The 15,008-nt window shown below is 65.1% G+C and carries 15 protein-coding genes; all 15 read left to right on the top strand.

All coding sequences use genetic code 11. From position 1 onward, the window contains the following. Positions 1 to 28: 28 nt before the first annotated feature. The 15 genes from H9639_RS05875 (at position 29) to H9639_RS05805 (ending at position 14,867) form a co-directional block, all read left to right on the top strand. Positions 29 to 1,711 carry an ABC-F family ATP-binding cassette domain-containing protein gene (locus H9639_RS05875; protein WP_191807185.1) on the top strand — a complete coding sequence of 561 codons (1,683 nt, stop codon included), beginning with the start codon at positions 29 to 31 and terminating at the stop codon, positions 1,709 to 1,711. A 55-nt stretch (positions 1,712 to 1,766) separates the two neighbouring features. Continuing rightward, positions 1,767 to 2,966, top strand: a complete 1,200-nt coding sequence (locus tag H9639_RS05870) for an MFS transporter (protein ID WP_318241996.1) — start codon at positions 1,767 to 1,769, stop codon at positions 2,964 to 2,966. A 100-nt stretch (positions 2,967 to 3,066) separates the two neighbouring features. Further along, entirely contained in the window at positions 3,067 to 4,107 is a 1,041-nt protein-coding gene (locus H9639_RS05865) for an ATP-binding cassette domain-containing protein (protein WP_191807183.1), read from the top strand. Continuing rightward, on the top strand, positions 4,104 to 4,946 hold the full coding sequence (locus H9639_RS05860; protein ID WP_191807182.1) for an ABC transporter permease: 843 nt from the start codon (positions 4,104 to 4,106) through the stop codon (positions 4,944 to 4,946). Before H9639_RS05865 ends, H9639_RS05860 begins: the two co-directional genes overlap by 4 nt. Before the next feature lie 31 nt (positions 4,947 to 4,977). Further along, on the top strand, positions 4,978 to 5,925 hold the full coding sequence (locus H9639_RS05855; protein ID WP_191745390.1) for an ABC transporter ATP-binding protein: 948 nt from the start codon (positions 4,978 to 4,980) through the stop codon (positions 5,923 to 5,925). Next, complete coding sequence (locus H9639_RS05850; protein WP_191807181.1) at positions 5,922 to 6,776, top strand: ABC transporter permease subunit; 855 nt, start codon at positions 5,922 to 5,924, stop codon at positions 6,774 to 6,776. The genes H9639_RS05855 and H9639_RS05850 overlap by 4 nt, the downstream gene beginning before the upstream one ends. A 173-nt stretch (positions 6,777 to 6,949) precedes the next feature. Then, positions 6,950 to 7,906: an ABC transporter ATP-binding protein gene (locus H9639_RS05845; protein ID WP_191807180.1), complete on the top strand. Its 957-nt coding sequence runs from the start codon at positions 6,950 to 6,952 to the stop codon at positions 7,904 to 7,906. Next, positions 7,903 to 8,778, top strand: a complete 876-nt coding sequence (locus H9639_RS05840; protein ID WP_191807179.1) for an ABC transporter permease — start codon at positions 7,903 to 7,905, stop codon at positions 8,776 to 8,778. Before H9639_RS05845 ends, H9639_RS05840 begins: the two co-directional genes overlap by 4 nt. A gap of 146 nt (positions 8,779 to 8,924) precedes the next feature. Next, positions 8,925 to 10,208 (top strand): M18 family aminopeptidase, encoded by a 1,284-nt coding sequence (locus tag H9639_RS05835; protein ID WP_191807178.1) that lies wholly within the window; start codon positions 8,925 to 8,927, stop codon positions 10,206 to 10,208. A gap of 228 nt (positions 10,209 to 10,436) precedes the next feature. Further along, entirely contained in the window at positions 10,437 to 10,742 is a 306-nt protein-coding gene (gene rpsF / locus H9639_RS05830) for a 30S ribosomal protein S6 (RefSeq protein ID WP_066300367.1), read from the top strand. 66 nt (positions 10,743 to 10,808) lie between these two features. Next, a complete protein-coding gene (locus H9639_RS05825) occupies positions 10,809 to 11,366 on the top strand; it encodes a single-stranded DNA-binding protein (RefSeq protein WP_191745394.1) in 558 nt (185 codons plus the stop codon). A gap of 104 nt (positions 11,367 to 11,470) precedes the next feature. Then, positions 11,471 to 11,710, top strand: a complete 240-nt coding sequence (rpsR, locus tag H9639_RS05820) for a 30S ribosomal protein S18 (protein WP_003800144.1) — start codon at positions 11,471 to 11,473, stop codon at positions 11,708 to 11,710. An 18-nt stretch (positions 11,711 to 11,728) separates the two neighbouring features. Beyond that, positions 11,729 to 12,178 (top strand): 50S ribosomal protein L9, encoded by a 450-nt coding sequence (gene rplI, locus H9639_RS05815; protein WP_066300360.1) that lies wholly within the window; start codon positions 11,729 to 11,731, stop codon positions 12,176 to 12,178. A gap of 613 nt (positions 12,179 to 12,791) precedes the next feature. Next, positions 12,792 to 14,174: a replicative DNA helicase gene (dnaB, locus tag H9639_RS05810; RefSeq protein ID WP_066300357.1), complete on the top strand. Its 1,383-nt coding sequence runs from the start codon at positions 12,792 to 12,794 to the stop codon at positions 14,172 to 14,174. Between the two features lie 69 nt (positions 14,175 to 14,243). Then, positions 14,244 to 14,867, top strand: coding sequence for a hypothetical protein (locus tag H9639_RS05805; RefSeq protein WP_191807177.1), 624 nt, complete (start codon positions 14,244 to 14,246; stop codon positions 14,865 to 14,867). The last annotated feature ends 141 nt before the right edge of the window (positions 14,868 to 15,008 follow it).

Raw genomic sequence — 15,008 nt, 5'->3', positions numbered from 1 at the left:
TGCCGGCCGGTAATGGGAGGATGGAAGCGTGGCTCACCTCGACGTATCCAATATCGATTACTTCCTCTCCGACGGACGGCAGCTGCTCAGCGGTGTCAGCTTCAAGGTCGGTGATGGTCACAAGACAGCCCTGATCGGCCCGAACGGCACCGGTAAAACGACTCTGCTGCGGATCATTTCGGACGAGATCAAACCCGATGAGGGCACTGTCTCCCGCTCCGGGAACATGGGCATCATGCGCCAGTTCGTCGGCCAGGTCCGCGACGGAAGCACGGTGCGGGACCTGCTTGTTTCCGCCGCTCCGCCGGTGCTCGCTGCCGCCGCCCGGGCGGTGGATGACGCGGAACTGGCCATGATGGAGAACGACGACGAGCCCACCCAGATGCGCTACGCCCAGGCAATCGCGGACTGGGGCGACGTCGGCGGGTACGAGCAGGAGACCGTCTGGGACGAGGTGACCATGGCCTCCCTGGGGATGCCGTTCGACCGGGCGCAGTACCGCAAGGCCAGCACGCTCTCCGGCGGAGAGCAGAAACGCCTGGTGCTGGAGGCGCTGTTCTCCGGTCCGGATCAGCTGCTGCTGCTGGATGAGCCGGACAACTACCTGGATGTTCCGGGCAAGCGCTGGCTTGAAGCGAAACTGGCCGAATCGAACAAATCGGTGCTGTTCGTCAGCCACGACCGGGAACTGCTGGCCAACGCCGCCACCCGGATCGTCACCCTGGAACCGGGCATCAACGGAGCCTCCGCCTGGATCCACGGCGGCGGGTTTGAAAGCTACGTCCAGGCCCGTGAAGACCGCAACGCCCGGTTCGAGGAGCTGCGGCGGCGCTGGGACGAGGAGCACCTCAAGCTCAAGGAACTCGTCAACATGTACAAGAACAAGGCGGCCTTCCGCTCAGACATGGCCAACCGGTACCACGCAGCCCAGACCCGGCTGGCGAAGTTCCTCGAGGCAGGTCCGCCCGAAGCCCTGCCGATTGAACAGAATGTGCAGATGCGGCTCCGCGGCGGGCGCACGGCCAAGCGGGCCGTTGTGGCAGAGAAGCTGGAACTCACCGGGCTGATGAAACCGTTCAGCACGGAGATCTGGTTCGGTGACCGGGTAGGTGTCCTGGGCTCCAATGGTTCCGGCAAGTCCCACTTCCTGCGCCTGCTGGCCCTGGGCGGCAGCGACCCGGACAAGGAACACGAGCCCGTTTCCGAAGTGGAAATCGCGCCCGTTCCCCACGCTGGGTCGGTGAAGCTCGGCGCCCGGATCCGTCCCGGATTCTTCGCCCAGACCATGATGCGGCAGGACCTGTTGGGCAAAACGCTGCTGGACATCCTGCACCGCGGTGACGAGCACCGCTCCGGTCTGGGGCGGGAAGCCGCGGCCGGGGCCCTGGACCGCTACGGGCTGGCCTCCCAGGGGGAGCAGAAGTACGACTCGCTGTCCGGAGGCCAGCAGGCGCGGCTGCAGATCCTGCTGCTGGAGCTTTCCGGCGCCACGCTGCTGCTGCTGGATGAGCCCACCGACAACCTGGACCTGCACTCGGCCGAGGCACTCGAGAAAGCCATCGAGGCCTTCGAGGGAACGGTCCTGGCCGTAACGCACGACCGCTGGTTCGCCCGCAGTTTCGACCGGTTCCTGGTCTTCGGCTCCGACGGGAAGGTTTACGAATCCGAGGAACCCGTCTGGGATGAGAAGCGGGTGCAGCGGGTCCGCTAAGCCTCACCGGCCGGGGAATTTCCCCTGGACGGCACCCGTGCCACAGAATGAGCACGTGCAAACCACATCACTGGATCGGGCACTACTGGCGGTTTTCGCCATCTTCGGGCTGAACGGCATGATCTTCGCCAGCTGGGCAGCCCGGATCCCCGCGGCTGCCGAGGCACTGGGGATAGGATCCGCCGGTGTCGGCGTGCTCCTGCTGTTCTCCGCCGTCGGATCAGTGGCGTCCCTGCCGCTGGCCGGTGCCGTGGCCCAGCGGGTCGGCACGGCCAACGCCGTCCGGCTGGGTGGGCTGCTGGCGTCTTTCGCCGCCCTGGTGATTGCCGCAGGCCTGGCCTGGACCTCCATTCCGCTGACTGCCGGCGGCCTGCTGGTGTTCGGCGCCGGCATCGGTTTGTGGGACGTAGCCATGAACCTGGAGGGGACCGAGGTAGAGCACAGGCTGAACCGGACGGTCATGCCCCAGTTCCATGCGGCGTTCAGCGGCGGAGCCTTCGTGGGCGCCATGATCGGTGCCGTGCTCTCCGCCGTCGGTGTGAGCCTGCCGCTGCACCTGATCGGCATCATCGTGATCGCCGTTGTCCTGGTGCTCCTGATTCCCCGGGCGTTCCTGCCGGACACCCCGGCGCCGGACCACGGGGAAGCAGCGGCCAAGCCGTCCAGCTTTGCGGCATGGAAGGAAGGGCGCACCCTGCTGATCGGCGTTGTCGTCCTGGGCGCCGCCTTAACCGAAGGAGCCGCCAACGACTGGGTGGCCAAGGCGACAGTGGACGGGCTTTCCAGCTCGGAAACAGCCGGTGCGGTGATGTTCGGTGTTTTCGTGGCGGCGATGACCGCCACCCGCTGGTTTGGCGCCCGGCTGATTGACCGGCTCGGGCGGGTCCGGGCGCTGCGCCTGTGCATGAGCGCCTCCCTGGTGGGACTCGTCCTGTTTGTGACCGCGCCGTCACTGTGGCTGGCCGGCATCGGCGTCATCCTCTGGGGAATTGGCGCCGCGCTGGGCTTCCCGATGGGTATGTCGGCTGCCGGGGACGATCCGGCGCTCGCGGCCGGGCGGGTCTCCGTGGTCTCCACCCTGGGCTACACCGCATTCTTCGTCGGACCGCCGGTGCTCGGCTTCCTCGGTGAACTCTGGGGCCTGCGCAATGCCCTGCTGATGGTCGGTGCCGCGATTCTGCTCTCGATTATCTTCGCGCCCGCGGCAGCCGAGCGCCGAAAGCACCCGCACCCAGCGAAGGATCCTGCCGCTTAACCGCCAAATCCGGACAACTTTCCGCGGTATTGGGACTTGCGGACCAAAGCTGTCCGGAAAGGGCCTTTCGGCTGCGGCGGCGCAGTCCTACCCTGTTCGCATGTCTTTTCCCCAAAATCCCCCACGTCCGGAACGCCCGGTGGGCCGGCGGGATCCCCTGATCCAGGCCCACGGGCTGACCAAGATCTACCGATCAAAATCGGGGCCGGTGCATGCCCTCGACGGACTCGATATCGGAGTTCCCCAAGGCACCGTCACCGCCCTCCTCGGCCCCAACGGGGCTGGCAAGACCACTGCGGTCAAGGTCCTGACCACGCTGATCAAACCCAACGCCGGAACCGCTTCCATCGACGGAATCGACGTGGCAGCGCGGCCCAAGGAGGTACGCCGGATCATCGGTGTCTCCGGCCAGTACGCTGCCGTGGACGAGAACCTGACCGGCATTGAGAACCTGCGGATGGTCGGCAAGCTCTACCACCTCCCGGCCCAGAAGGCGCGGGCCAGGGCAGCGGAACTCATTGACCAGTTTGAGCTTTCAGATGCCGGCAACCGCCCCGTCAAGGGGTATTCCGGCGGTATGCGCCGCCGGCTGGACCTGGCCGGAGCGCTGGTGAACGAGCCCCGGGTCCTGTTTTTGGACGAACCAACAACCGGTCTGGATCCCCGCAGCCGGCTGGCGCTCTGGGAGGTCATCAAGTCCCTGGTCGCCGGCGGGACCACCCTCCTGCTCACCACCCAGTATCTGGAGGAAGCAGACCAGCTTGCGGACACCGTGGCCGTAATCGACGGCGGCAAGGTCATCGCAGAAGGCACCTCCGACCAGCTCAAGGCCCGGATCGGCGGGCACCGGGTGGCTGTGGCGCTGGTGGACGCATTCGACGCCGGTACCGCCCGGGAAGTGCTGGCCCGGTACGGCGAAGGCGAGGTCCAGACCGCCAGTGACGGACGGACTCTCGAGGTTGCGGTCACCGAGGGACCCGCGGCGCTGCAGCAGGTGCTGCGCGATCTTGAATCCTCCGGGATCGAGCTGCACGACGCCGGGATCCGCCGCCCCACCTTGGACGACGTTTTCCTCAAGCTCACCGGGCACGCTGCAGAAGAGGAGAAGGACGACGCCGGGAAAGCGAAGGCCGCGCGATGAGCACCGCCACACAGACACTTGATTTCCGGCCCGGTTCGGGCACAACCGCCGGCAGCTGGGCCTCCGACGGCTGGACCGTCACCAAGCGAAACCTGATCAAGATCCGCCGGACACCGGACATGGTGGTGTTCGCCGTGCTGCAGCCGATCATGTTCGTGCTGCTGTTCAGCCAGGTCTACGGCGGATCCATCCAGGTGGCCGGCACCAACTACACGCAGTACCTGATGGCCGGAATCTTCGCGCAGACGGTGGTGTTCGGCTCCACCTTCTCAGGGTCGGCCATGGCGCAGGATCTGAAGGAAGGGATTATCGACCGCTTCCGCACCCTGCCCATGAGTCCCTCAGCCGTGCTGATTGGCCGGACAAACTCCGACCTGGTGCTGAACAGCATCTCGATAGTGATCATGATGGGGACCGGACTGCTGGTCGGCTGGCGCGTCAACACCGACTTCTGGAGCTTCCTCGGCGGCGTTGGACTGCTGTTGCTGTTCTCCTATTCCTTCAGCTGGGTGATGGCCCTGCTGGGAATGTCCGTGCGGTCCCCGGAAGCGATCAATAACGCGTCCTTCATCATCCTGTTTCCCATCACCTTTATCTCAAACGCCTTCGTGCAGAGTTCCACCCTGCCGGAACCGCTGCGGACCATCGCCGACTGGAACCCCGTCTCGGCTCTGGTCCAGGCAGTGCGGCAGCTCTTCGGCAACCTCGGGACAACGCCGGTGCCGGATACTTGGCCCATGCAGAATCCGATCGCCACTGTCCTGATCGGCTCGGCCTTCATGCTCGTGGTGTTCGTGCCGCTGGCAGTGCGCAAGTTCGAGGCGGTGAGTTCCCGTTAGGTCCCGCTCTTCCCGAACGTAAGGACCCACCATGATCGAGGCACACGCACTCACCAAGCGCTTCGGCGGCAAGACCGCCGTCGACGGCATCACCTTTTCGGTCCAGCCGGGCAAGGTGACTGGATTCCTCGGGCCCAACGGCGCCGGGAAATCGACCACCATGCGGCTTATCGTCGGACTGGACCATCCCACCGCCGGGAACGTGAGCGTGAACGGGAAACCCTACGACCGGCACCGGATGCCGCTGCATGAGGTCGGTGCACTGCTCGAGGCCAAGGCCGTCCATCCGAAACGCACCGCGTACAACCACCTGCGCGCGATGGCCGCAACCGAAAGCATCCCGGCCTCCCGGGTCCGGGAGGTTATTGAACTCACCGGGCTGGGACCGGCAGCCAGGAAACGGGTGGGCGGCTTTTCTCTGGGCATGGGTCAGCGCCTGGGCATTGCCGCGGCCCTGCTGGGGGATCCGCAGACCCTGATCCTGGATGAACCGGTGAACGGGTTGGACCCCGAAGGCGTGAAATGGGTGCGGTTCCTGGTCAAGGGTCTGGCGGCGGAAGGCCGCACCATCTTCATCTCCTCCCACCTGATGAGTGAAATGGCGCTGACCGCGGACCATCTCATAGTGATCGGCCGGGGCCGGATCCTGGCCGACGCTCCCATCGAAACCGTCCTGACCGGCGGCAAGCGCGACCGCGTCCTGGTGCGCACGGACGACGCCGGTGCCCTGGGTGCCGCCGTCGGGTCGCCGGGCGTGGAGGTGCGCAGGACGGCGGCGGACGAACTCGAAATCCTTGGACTGCCTGCCCGCAGCATCGCCGAAGCGGCCTTCGCCCGGGGAATCCTGATCACCGGGCTCATACCGCAGCAGGTTTCGCTGGAGGACGCCTACATGGAACTGACCGGCGGCGAGGTGGAGTACCGGTCCGGGCAGCCCGGTGAGCAGGCGCTCCCGGCAGGCGAAGGACAGGGCGCATGAGCACGGCAGCAGCTCCCGTGTCCCGGTCACCGCGCAGCTGGGCCGGCCGTCCGGTGACGTTCGGGCGCGTGCTGCGCTCGGAATGGATCAAGACTGCCACGGTGCCCTCCACGGTTATTCTCCTGGCAGTGAGTTTCGCGGTGATGGTGGGCCTGGGTGCGCTGGTTGCGTGGGGTACCGTGCAGCTGGCCAGTGACCCCGCGGCGGGACCTCCGGAGGGAATCGGTGAGCCCCTGCAGAACGTGGCGTACGACATTCCGGCCGCCGGGCTGCCGTTCGGCCAGCTGCTGATAGCGTCACTGGCGGTGGTGCTGATCGGCTCCGAATACACCACCGGCATGATCCGGAGCACCATGGTGGCGGTGCCCACCCGCACGCCGGCCCTGCTGGCCAAGACGTTGGTGATCGCCGTCATCTCCTTCCTGCTCGGCGTTGTCGCCGCCCTCGCCACCTACCTGCTGGCCCAGCCGATCCTCGCCGGTTCCAACCTGGATTTCGGGCTGGACGCAGAAGGGGTGCTGCCCGCCATCATCAACACCGGCACTGTCCTGGCGCTGATCGCCGTTATGGGTGTGGCCATCGGTGCCCTGCTGCGCAGCACCGCAGGGGGAGTGGTCACCCTGGTCGGGGCGCTGTTTGTCCTGCCCATCATTGCGGGCCTGCTCACGGGACTGGCTGACTGGGTCGAAGATGCCGCCCGGTTCCTGCCCAGCAGTGCGGCCTCCCAGCTCGTGGCCACGAGCATCGCGCCGGATCAGTTCAACCAGGTGGAGGGCGGCTTGATCCTCGCCGGGTGGGCCGTGGTGCTGCTGGCGGCCGCCGTCGTTGTCCTGAAGAAGCGGGACGTCTAGGTTCAAAGGCGCCGCGGATGCCCGAACACCCGTCAGGGCGGACCCTGAGTCATCCCTAAGGGTGACTCCTGAATACACCTGATTCATCCCTTGGAACGGTCCGGCGGCGCCTGCACTCGCATAGGGTGGGGGCAGCCCCCAAAGAATCTGTCCGTTCCAACATGAGGATCACCATGATCGAGGCACACGGCCTCTCGAAACGCTACGGCGCCAAAACCGCCGTCGACAATGTTTCCTTCACTGTTCAGCCAGGCAAGGTCACCGGCTTCCTGGGCCCGAACGGCGCCGGCAAATCCACGACTATGCGGATGATCGTGGGCCTGGACCGGCCCAGCGCCGGCACCGTCACCGTCAACGGAGCACCGTACGCCCGGCACAAGGCACCGCTGCATGAAGTCGGAGCCCTGCTGGACGCCAAGGCAGTCCACACCCGCCGCTCCGCGTACAACCACCTGCGCGCCATGGCCGCGACCCACGGCATTTCCAACAAGCGCGTCAACGAAGTCATTGAGCTGACCGGGCTGGAGCCCGTGGCGAAAAAGCGCGTAGGCGGGTTCTCCCTGGGCATGGGCCAGCGGCTCGGCATCGCCGTCGCCATGCTGGGGGATCCCAGCACCCTGATCCTGGATGAGCCTGTCAACGGCCTTGATCCTGAAGGCGTGCTCTGGGTCCGCAACCTGGCCCGCGGCCTGGCAGCCGAAGGCCGCACGGTCTTCCTGTCCTCCCACCTGATGAGTGAAATGGCCGTCACCGCGGACCATCTGATTGTGATCGGCCGCGGACGCATCATCGCCGACGCGCCCATCCAGGACATTATCGACGGCGGCGGCCGCCAGCGGACCCGGGTGCGGACGGACAATGCTGCTGATCTCCTGCCGGTCCTTGAAGGGCAGGGCGCGGAGATCAACCGCCTCGAGGAAGGCCTCTTCGAAGTCAGCGGCACCGATTCGCGCGCTATCGCGGAAATTGCACTGGACCGCCGGATCCTGCTCACGGAACTGACTCCACTGCAGGTTTCGCTCGAAGACGCCTACATGGAACTCACCCGGGACGACGTCGAGTACAAGTCCCACGGATTTAGCCAGGAACCGGCAGCAGCCGAGCCTGTTGTGGAAGGAACCCGAGCATGAGCACCACTACCGCACCAGCGCCGTCCCGCCGGACGTCCCGCACCGACGGCAGCGGCGTGAACTTCGCCCGGATCCTGCGCTCTGAGTGGATCAAGGTGACCACGGTCCCGTCCACAGTGATCCTGCTGGCCACCACCCTGGTGGTGATGGTGGGAATCGCGGCACTTGTTGCCTGGAGCTGGGCGACCACCGCTGAACTGCTCGCCGAAGATCCCGCAATGGCCCCGGCCATGGGTGTTGGATCCGGCATGGACCTGCAGGCCATGGTCTATGACACCCCCGCTTCGGGCGTCCTGTTCGGCCAGCTGCTGATCGCTGCCCTTGCCGTGGTCCTGGTTGCGTCCGAATACAGCACCGGAATGATCCGCTCCACCATGGTGGCCGTTCCCACCCGTACGCCGGCTCTGTTCGCCAAGGCCATCATCACTGCGGTGGTTGCCTTCGTCATCGGGGTCGCTGGGGCGTTTGCCAGCTTCCTGATCAGCCAGCCCCTGCTGGCGACGGAGAACCTGGACTTCACGCTGGATGCCCCCTGGGTGCTGCCCAGCATTATCAACACCGGAACGTTTCTGGCCGCCATCGCGGTGATGGGCGTTGCCATCGGTGCCCTGCTGCGCAGCACGGCCGGCGGCGTCGTCACCATCATTGGTGCCCTGTTTGTCCTGCCGGTGATTGTTCAGTTGATCTCCGGGCTGGCGGACTGGATTCCCGATGCCGCCCGCTTCCTGCCCAGCAGTGCCGGTGCCCAGCTTGTGGCTACCAGCATTTCTGACGGTGCGCTGAACCAGCTCGAGGGCGGGCTTGTTTTGGGCGGGTGGGCGGTGGCGCTGCTGATCGCGGCGCTGGTCGTGAACAAGATCCGGGACGTCTAAGCCCCCATAGACCCGCCCGCGGTGCCACATGCCGGGCTGCACAAACCCGGTGGAGGGGAACGCGGAAGAACGGCCGTGTTCCCCTCCACTGTTATGTCCGGCAGCGTCTATGTCCGGTGGTGTCCGGTTTCTGGTTAGATCGGATCATGACTCCCACCAGGCAGCCGCACGGGCACATCCACGACCTCGGCGCATACGTCAGCGCCTCACCTTCGAGCTTCCACGCCGCGCGCACCGCGGCGGACCGGCTGGCCGCCGCCGGATTCACCGAGCTGTTCGAGGCGCAGGAGTGGCCGGCAGTGCCCGGGCGCTACGTGGTGGTCCGCGACGGAGCGTTTATCGCCTGGATCGTTCCGGAAGACGCGGGGCCGGCCACCGGATTCAACATCTTCGGCACCCACACGGACTCACCCACGTTCAAGCTCAAGCCCTCACCCACAACCGGCCGGTTCGGGTGGCTGCAGGCCGGCGTGGAGGTGTACGGCGGGCCGCTGCTGAACTCCTGGCTGGACCGCGAACTGGAACTGGCCGGCCGGCTGGTCACCCTGGATGGAAAAGAACACCTCGTTGCGACCGGGCCGCTGCTGCGTTTTCCGCAGCTGGCGATCCACCTGGACCGGGCCGTCAACGAAGGCCTCAAGCTGGACAAGCAGCAGCACCTGAATCCGGTCTGGGGGCTCGGGGACCCGTCCGCCGCGGACCTGCTGGGACTGCTCGCCGCCAAGGCTGGCCTGGACCGGGCGGAGATCGGAGGGTACGACGTCGTTGCCGCCGACACCCAGCCGGCACAGGTCTTCGGTGCGGAGGGTGAGTTTTTCGCCTCCGGCCGGCTGGACAATCTGTCCTCGGTGCACGCCGGGCTGCAGGCACTCATCGCCGCAGCTCCTGCCAAGTCCGGGGGATCCATCGCGGTCCTCGCCGCCTTTGACCATGAAGAGGTCGGCAGCGGCAGCCGCTCCGGTGCGGCGGGCCCGTTCCTCGAGGACGTGCTGGCCCGGATCAGTGCCGGCCTGGGCGCCGGTGCCGTGGAAGCCCAGCGGGCGTCCGCGGCGTCGTTCTGCATTTCCGCGGACGCCGGACATGCCGTGCACCCGAACTATGCAGAGCGGCACGACCCCGCTAACAAGCCGGTCCTCAACGGCGGGCCGCTGCTGAAAATCAACGCCAACCAGCGGTACACCACCGACGCGCCGGGAGCAGCCTACTGGGCGGGACTGTGCCGCGAGGCTGAAGTGCCCTATCAGGAGTTCGTTTCCAACAATTCGATTCCCTGCGGCTCCACGATCGGCCCCCTCACCGCGACCCGGCTGGGGATCCGGACCGTCGACGTCGGAATTCCGCTGTTGTCCATGCATTCCGCCCGCGAAATGGCCGGTGTGCAGGATCCCTTCTCCCTCTCGCGGGCGGCGGAGCTGTTCTTCAACCGCTGACCCCGGGTGCCGTCCGGTTCCTCCCAGTTGTCCACAGGTGCCCCGCGGCGTCAAAGCCGGGGGTGAAAGTCCGATAGGATAGTGGAGTCTGTGCTGTCGGCCTTTGGCTGGCAGGCTCTTGGCATGCGGCGGAACTATCCGCTGCGCACCCGGAGCAAAGACAACGCTAAAGAACCTCCTGTTACGGAAATACCGTGACCGTATAGCCCAAAGGAGGTGGGTTCACAAATGCGTGCTTATGAACTGATGGTAATCATCGACCCCGAGGTCGAAGAGCGTACCGTGGAGCCTTCGCTCGACAAGTTCCTCAACGTTGTCCGCAACGATGGTGGAACCGTCGACAAGGTGGACATCTGGGGCCGTCGCCGCCTGGCCTACGAAATCAAAAAGAAGGCCGAAGGCATCTACGCGGTGGTTAACTTCACCGCCAGCCCTGCAGCGGCTGCTGAACTTGACCGCCAGCTTGGTCTCAACGAGACCATCCTGCGCACCAAGATCATCCGCCCCGAAGACCAGAAGGTCGTCGCCGAGTAATTTCGGCCCAACCTTTACTCGTCAATGAAAGGCCCGTATCCCGGGCCGAGACACCAGGAGGCATAAATGGCAGGCGAGACAACGATCACCGTGGTCGGCAACCTGACGAACGATCCGGAACTCCGGTTCACTCCGTCCGGTTCGGCAGTGGCGAACTTCACCATTGCCTCGACGCCGCGTACCTTCGACCGGCAGTCCAATGAGTGGAAGGACGGCGAAACGCTGTTCCTCCGTGCATCGGTCTGGCGCGAAGCTGCGGAGAACGTCGCCGAATCCCTCACCAAGGGAACCCGCGTCGTCTGCCAGGGCCGACTGAAGTCGCGTTCGTACGAGACCAAAGAAGGCGAAAAGCGCACCGTCATGGAGCTTGAGGTCGACGAAATCGGCCCCTCGCTGCGGTACGCATCCGCAAAGGTCACCCGCACCCAGCGCTCCGGCGGTGGTGGCGGCGGCTTTGGCGGCAATGCTGGAAACTCCGGCGGCTTCGGCGGCAACTCCAACTCCGGTTGGGGCGGCCAGCAGCAGCAGCAGTCCGCACCTGCGGACGACCCCTGGGGAGCGCCTGCGGGCGGCAACTCAGGCGGCTGGGGAGCCGGTCCGGATTCCAACGATCCGCCCTTCTAAAGCAACACCTCTGTGCCGCAAGGCACAACCTCTGACGGCAACCGCCGTCGAGCCCATCCCGTGGAATCAATCCACGGGCTCCACTAGACATAAGGAGCTCCACGATGGCTAAGGCTGAACTTCGCAAGCCCAAACCAAAGTCCAATCCCTTGAAGGCCGCTGACATCACTGTCATCGACTACAAGGACGTAGCATTGCTGCGCAAGTTCATTTCCGACCGCGGAAAGATCCGCGCTCGCCGCGTAACTGGCGTAACCGTGCAGGAACAGCGCAAGATCGCACAGGCAATCAAGAACGCCCGTGAAGTTGCTCTCCTGCCTTACTCCGGCGCTGGCCGCGGCTAAAGGAAAGGAACCTAACTCATGGCAAAGCTCATTCTGACCCACGAAGTGACCGGTCTCGGTGCTGCAGGCGACGTTGTTGAGGTAAAGGATGGTTACGCACGTAACTACCTGATCCCCCGCGGCTTCGCCCTGACCTGGACCAAGGGTGGCGAGAAGCAGGTTGAGTCCATCAAGGCTGCCCGCGCTGCCCGCGAGCACGCTTCGCTGGAAGATGCCCAGAAGCAGGCTGCTGCTCTCTCCGCCAAGCCGGTCAAGCTGACCGTCAAGGCCGGCGAGTCCGGACGCCTCTTCGGCACGGTCAAGCCCGCTGACGTTGCCGCTGCCGTTGAAGCTGCCGGCCTCGGCAGCATCGACAAGCGCAAGGTTGAACTGCCGACTCACATCAAGTCGGTTGGTTCCTTCCAGGCCAACGTCCGCCTGCACGACGACGTTGCTGCTGTTATCGACCTCGAGGTCGTAGCCAGCTAGTACCGCCCGTTGCGCACTGCGTGACTAAAAGCGTCCTCCGCCTCACGGCGGGGGGCGCTTTTGCGTGCCGGCTGCCCGGGTCTTCCGCGCCCGTTTCCGTGGCGTCAAGCACCTCCATTGCCGGTGAGGGAGGCCGTACGGGCCGCCAAATCCAAGTAGTCTTCCGCAGCCCACAGGTATGTGGATATCAACTGTGGATAATGCCGGACCTACGCGCCTCACGCCGATCTGTCAACCCGAAGGTAGAGGGTGAATGTTCGGGAAACTACATCTCTGTGCACAGGTGTGGACGAGTGTTTGCCCTAGTCAGAGGCATATTAGCGGCAAAACTAATTTGTTATCCACAGCCTTATGCCCAGCCTGTGCACAAGACACGCCCAGTTATGAACAGCGTATCCACAGCACCTGTGGATAACTCGTTTGTTGAGGGGGCCTTACGGGACTACGGTTGCGGTGGACTCCTTCATCGGCGCACCAGCGCGGGGAGCGGCGCGGCGCTGCCGGCAGCTCCGGCGGTGTCAGTGCCGTCGGGTAGACAGATATCCAGCAACAGCCTCATGCCGTCCGCCCGACGGGGCCATGGATCTAACGTTTTTTGGAAAGGGTGGCCATCGTGTCGCTTGCACATGCGGATGCCGCGGAATCAACCCGCAATTCGGATTTCGGCCGCACCCCGCCGCAGGACCTGGTCGCTGAGCAGTCAGTTCTTGGCGGCATGATGCTCTCCAAGGACGCTATCGCCGACTGCGTTGAGGTGCTGCGCGGTGTGGACTTCTACCGCCCCGCCCATGAATCCATCTATGAGGCCATCATCGACCTCTACGGCCGCGGCGAACCGGCTGACGCGGTGACCATCTCGGATGAGCTGACCAAGCGCGGTGAAATCGGCCGGATCGGCGGCCCCGCCTACCTCCACACCCTCATCCAGTCCGTTCCGACGGCGGCTAACGCCGGGTTCTACGCGGAAATCGTCCGGGAACGTGCCGTCCTCCGCCGGCTGGTGGACGCGGGAACCAAGATTGTCCAGCTGGGCTACTCCAGCGACGGGATGGAAGTCGACGACATCGTCAACGCGGCGCAGGCCGAGGTGTACGCCGTCGCTGAACGCCGCACGGCCGAGGATTATGTTCCGCTGAAGGACATCATCGAAGGCACCGTCGATGAGATCGAGTCCGCCGGCCATCGGGGCGAAGGCATGATCGGCGTGCCGACCGGTTTCTACGAACTAGACGAACTTACCCAGGGCCTGCACGGGGGCCAGATGATCGTTATCGCAGCCCGTCCGGCCGTGGGTAAGTCCACGTTCGCGCTGGACTTTGCCCGGTCCGCAGCGATCAAGAACAACATGACCACTGTGTTCTTCTCCCTGGAAATGGGCCGCAACGAGATCGCCATGCGCCTGCTGTCGGCCGAGGCGACCATCGGCCTGCAGGACCTGCGCAAGGGAACGATCAAGGACGAACAGTGGGGCAAGATCGCCACCACCATGGGCAGGATGAACGATGCCCCGCTGTTCATCGATGACAGCCCGAACATGTCCCTGATGGAAATCCGGGCCAAATGCCGCCGGCTCAAGCAGCGGCACGACCTCAAACTGGTGGTTCTGGACTACCTGCAGCTGATGTCCTCCGGTAAAAAGGTTGAATCGCGCCAGCAGGAAGTCTCCGAGTTCTCCCGTGCCCTGAAGCTGCTGGCCAAGGAACTCGACGTTCCGGTTATCGCGCTCTCACAGCTGAACCGTGGCTCCGAACAGCGCACGGACAAAAAGCCCATGGTCTCCGACCTCCGTGAATCGGGCTCGATCGAGCAGGACGCCGATATGGTCATCCTGCTGCACCGCGAGGACATTTATGACAAGGAGTCTCCGCGCGCCGGTGAAGCCGACGTGATCGTCGCCAAGCACCGAAACGGCCCCACAAAAACCATTGTGGTGGGCTTCCAGGGCCACTACTCCAGATTCTCCAATATGGCGGTCGAAGGCGGATCCGGCTTCTAGCCGGGAGCCGCTTTCGCACCCCCTTTCCTTTCCTTTCCCCACCCGCCGCCGTCCTTCCAGGAGCCCGCAGTGCCCAAGTCCAAACCGCGCAAGAAGGCAGCCGCCAAGAAAACCCAGGCACGCCGCAGCGCCCACGAGACCAATCGGATTCTTGGCGATACGGAAGCGTTCAGCAGCGATGAGGGTGAGGAACTGCTGACCTCCCGCGGCTGGATCAGCGAGCGTAACCAGCCGGGCGGGCCGGACCAGGGGGACGCCTGGTACTGGATGCCGTCCCAGCTGCCCGCCTACCTCGAAGAGGGCGAGCCGGTACCCACCTCCGTGTTCCCAACCCAGACCGGCTTTGTCAGCCAGCTCGCCACCCCGGACGGCTCGGTCCCGCCTGAGGCGCAGCGGGAATACGCCTCACTGGATGAGCTGGCAGCGGACCTGGAACGGCTGGAGTCCTACCGGGTTCCGGAAGGGGACTGGACGGTTCTGGGCGGCGGTCCAGGCCCGGACGAAACCCCCGGAGAACTGATCGACACCATCGCCGAGGAATGGGAACTCATTGCCGAGCTGATCCACTTCCCCTACAGCGCCGACGACGGACCCCGGTCCTTCGAGGCTGTGGTTCAGGCTGCCCGCGAAGGCCGCCTCACGGACTACGCCTACCAGTCGGTCCTGGCGGGCCGCGGAGCCCGCCAGCCCTAGGCACTGCAGTTGCACCCGGCCCGGTCCGGACCTAGGATCGGTGCATGCTCTTGTCCTGACACCCCATCCCCGCGCCCGAGGCTCCACTGTTACGCCCGTTGTAACCCGCACTGAGCGGATAGCGGCGGCGGACACCGTGTG

The sequence above is a fragment of the Arthrobacter gallicola genome (assembly GCF_014836775.1).
GTDB lineage: Bacteria > Actinomycetota > Actinomycetes > Actinomycetales > Micrococcaceae > Arthrobacter_B > Arthrobacter_B gallicola.
The sequence above is the reverse complement of the archived record's forward strand: the minus strand, read 5'-3'. Positions and strand labels throughout refer to the sequence as shown.

Coding starts and splice junctions, on each gene's coding strand:
- H9639_RS05865 (WP_191807183.1), top strand. CDS start 3,067: ATGTCTTTTCCCCAAAATCCCCCACGTCCGGAACGCCCGGTGGGCCGG.
- H9639_RS05860 (WP_191807182.1), top strand. CDS start 4,104: ATGAGCACCGCCACACAGACACTTGATTTCCGGCCCGGTTCGGGCACA.
- H9639_RS05855 (WP_191745390.1), top strand. CDS start 4,978: ATGATCGAGGCACACGCACTCACCAAGCGCTTCGGCGGCAAGACCGCC.
- H9639_RS05850 (WP_191807181.1), top strand. CDS start 5,922: ATGAGCACGGCAGCAGCTCCCGTGTCCCGGTCACCGCGCAGCTGGGCC.
- H9639_RS05845 (WP_191807180.1), top strand. CDS start 6,950: ATGATCGAGGCACACGGCCTCTCGAAACGCTACGGCGCCAAAACCGCC.
- H9639_RS05840 (WP_191807179.1), top strand. CDS start 7,903: ATGAGCACCACTACCGCACCAGCGCCGTCCCGCCGGACGTCCCGCACC.
- H9639_RS05835 (WP_191807178.1), top strand. CDS start 8,925: ATGACTCCCACCAGGCAGCCGCACGGGCACATCCACGACCTCGGCGCA.
- rpsF (WP_066300367.1), top strand. CDS start 10,437: ATGCGTGCTTATGAACTGATGGTAATCATCGACCCCGAGGTCGAAGAG.
- H9639_RS05825 (WP_191745394.1), top strand. CDS start 10,809: ATGGCAGGCGAGACAACGATCACCGTGGTCGGCAACCTGACGAACGAT.
- rpsR (WP_003800144.1), top strand. CDS start 11,471: ATGGCTAAGGCTGAACTTCGCAAGCCCAAACCAAAGTCCAATCCCTTG.
- rplI (WP_066300360.1), top strand. CDS start 11,729: ATGGCAAAGCTCATTCTGACCCACGAAGTGACCGGTCTCGGTGCTGCA.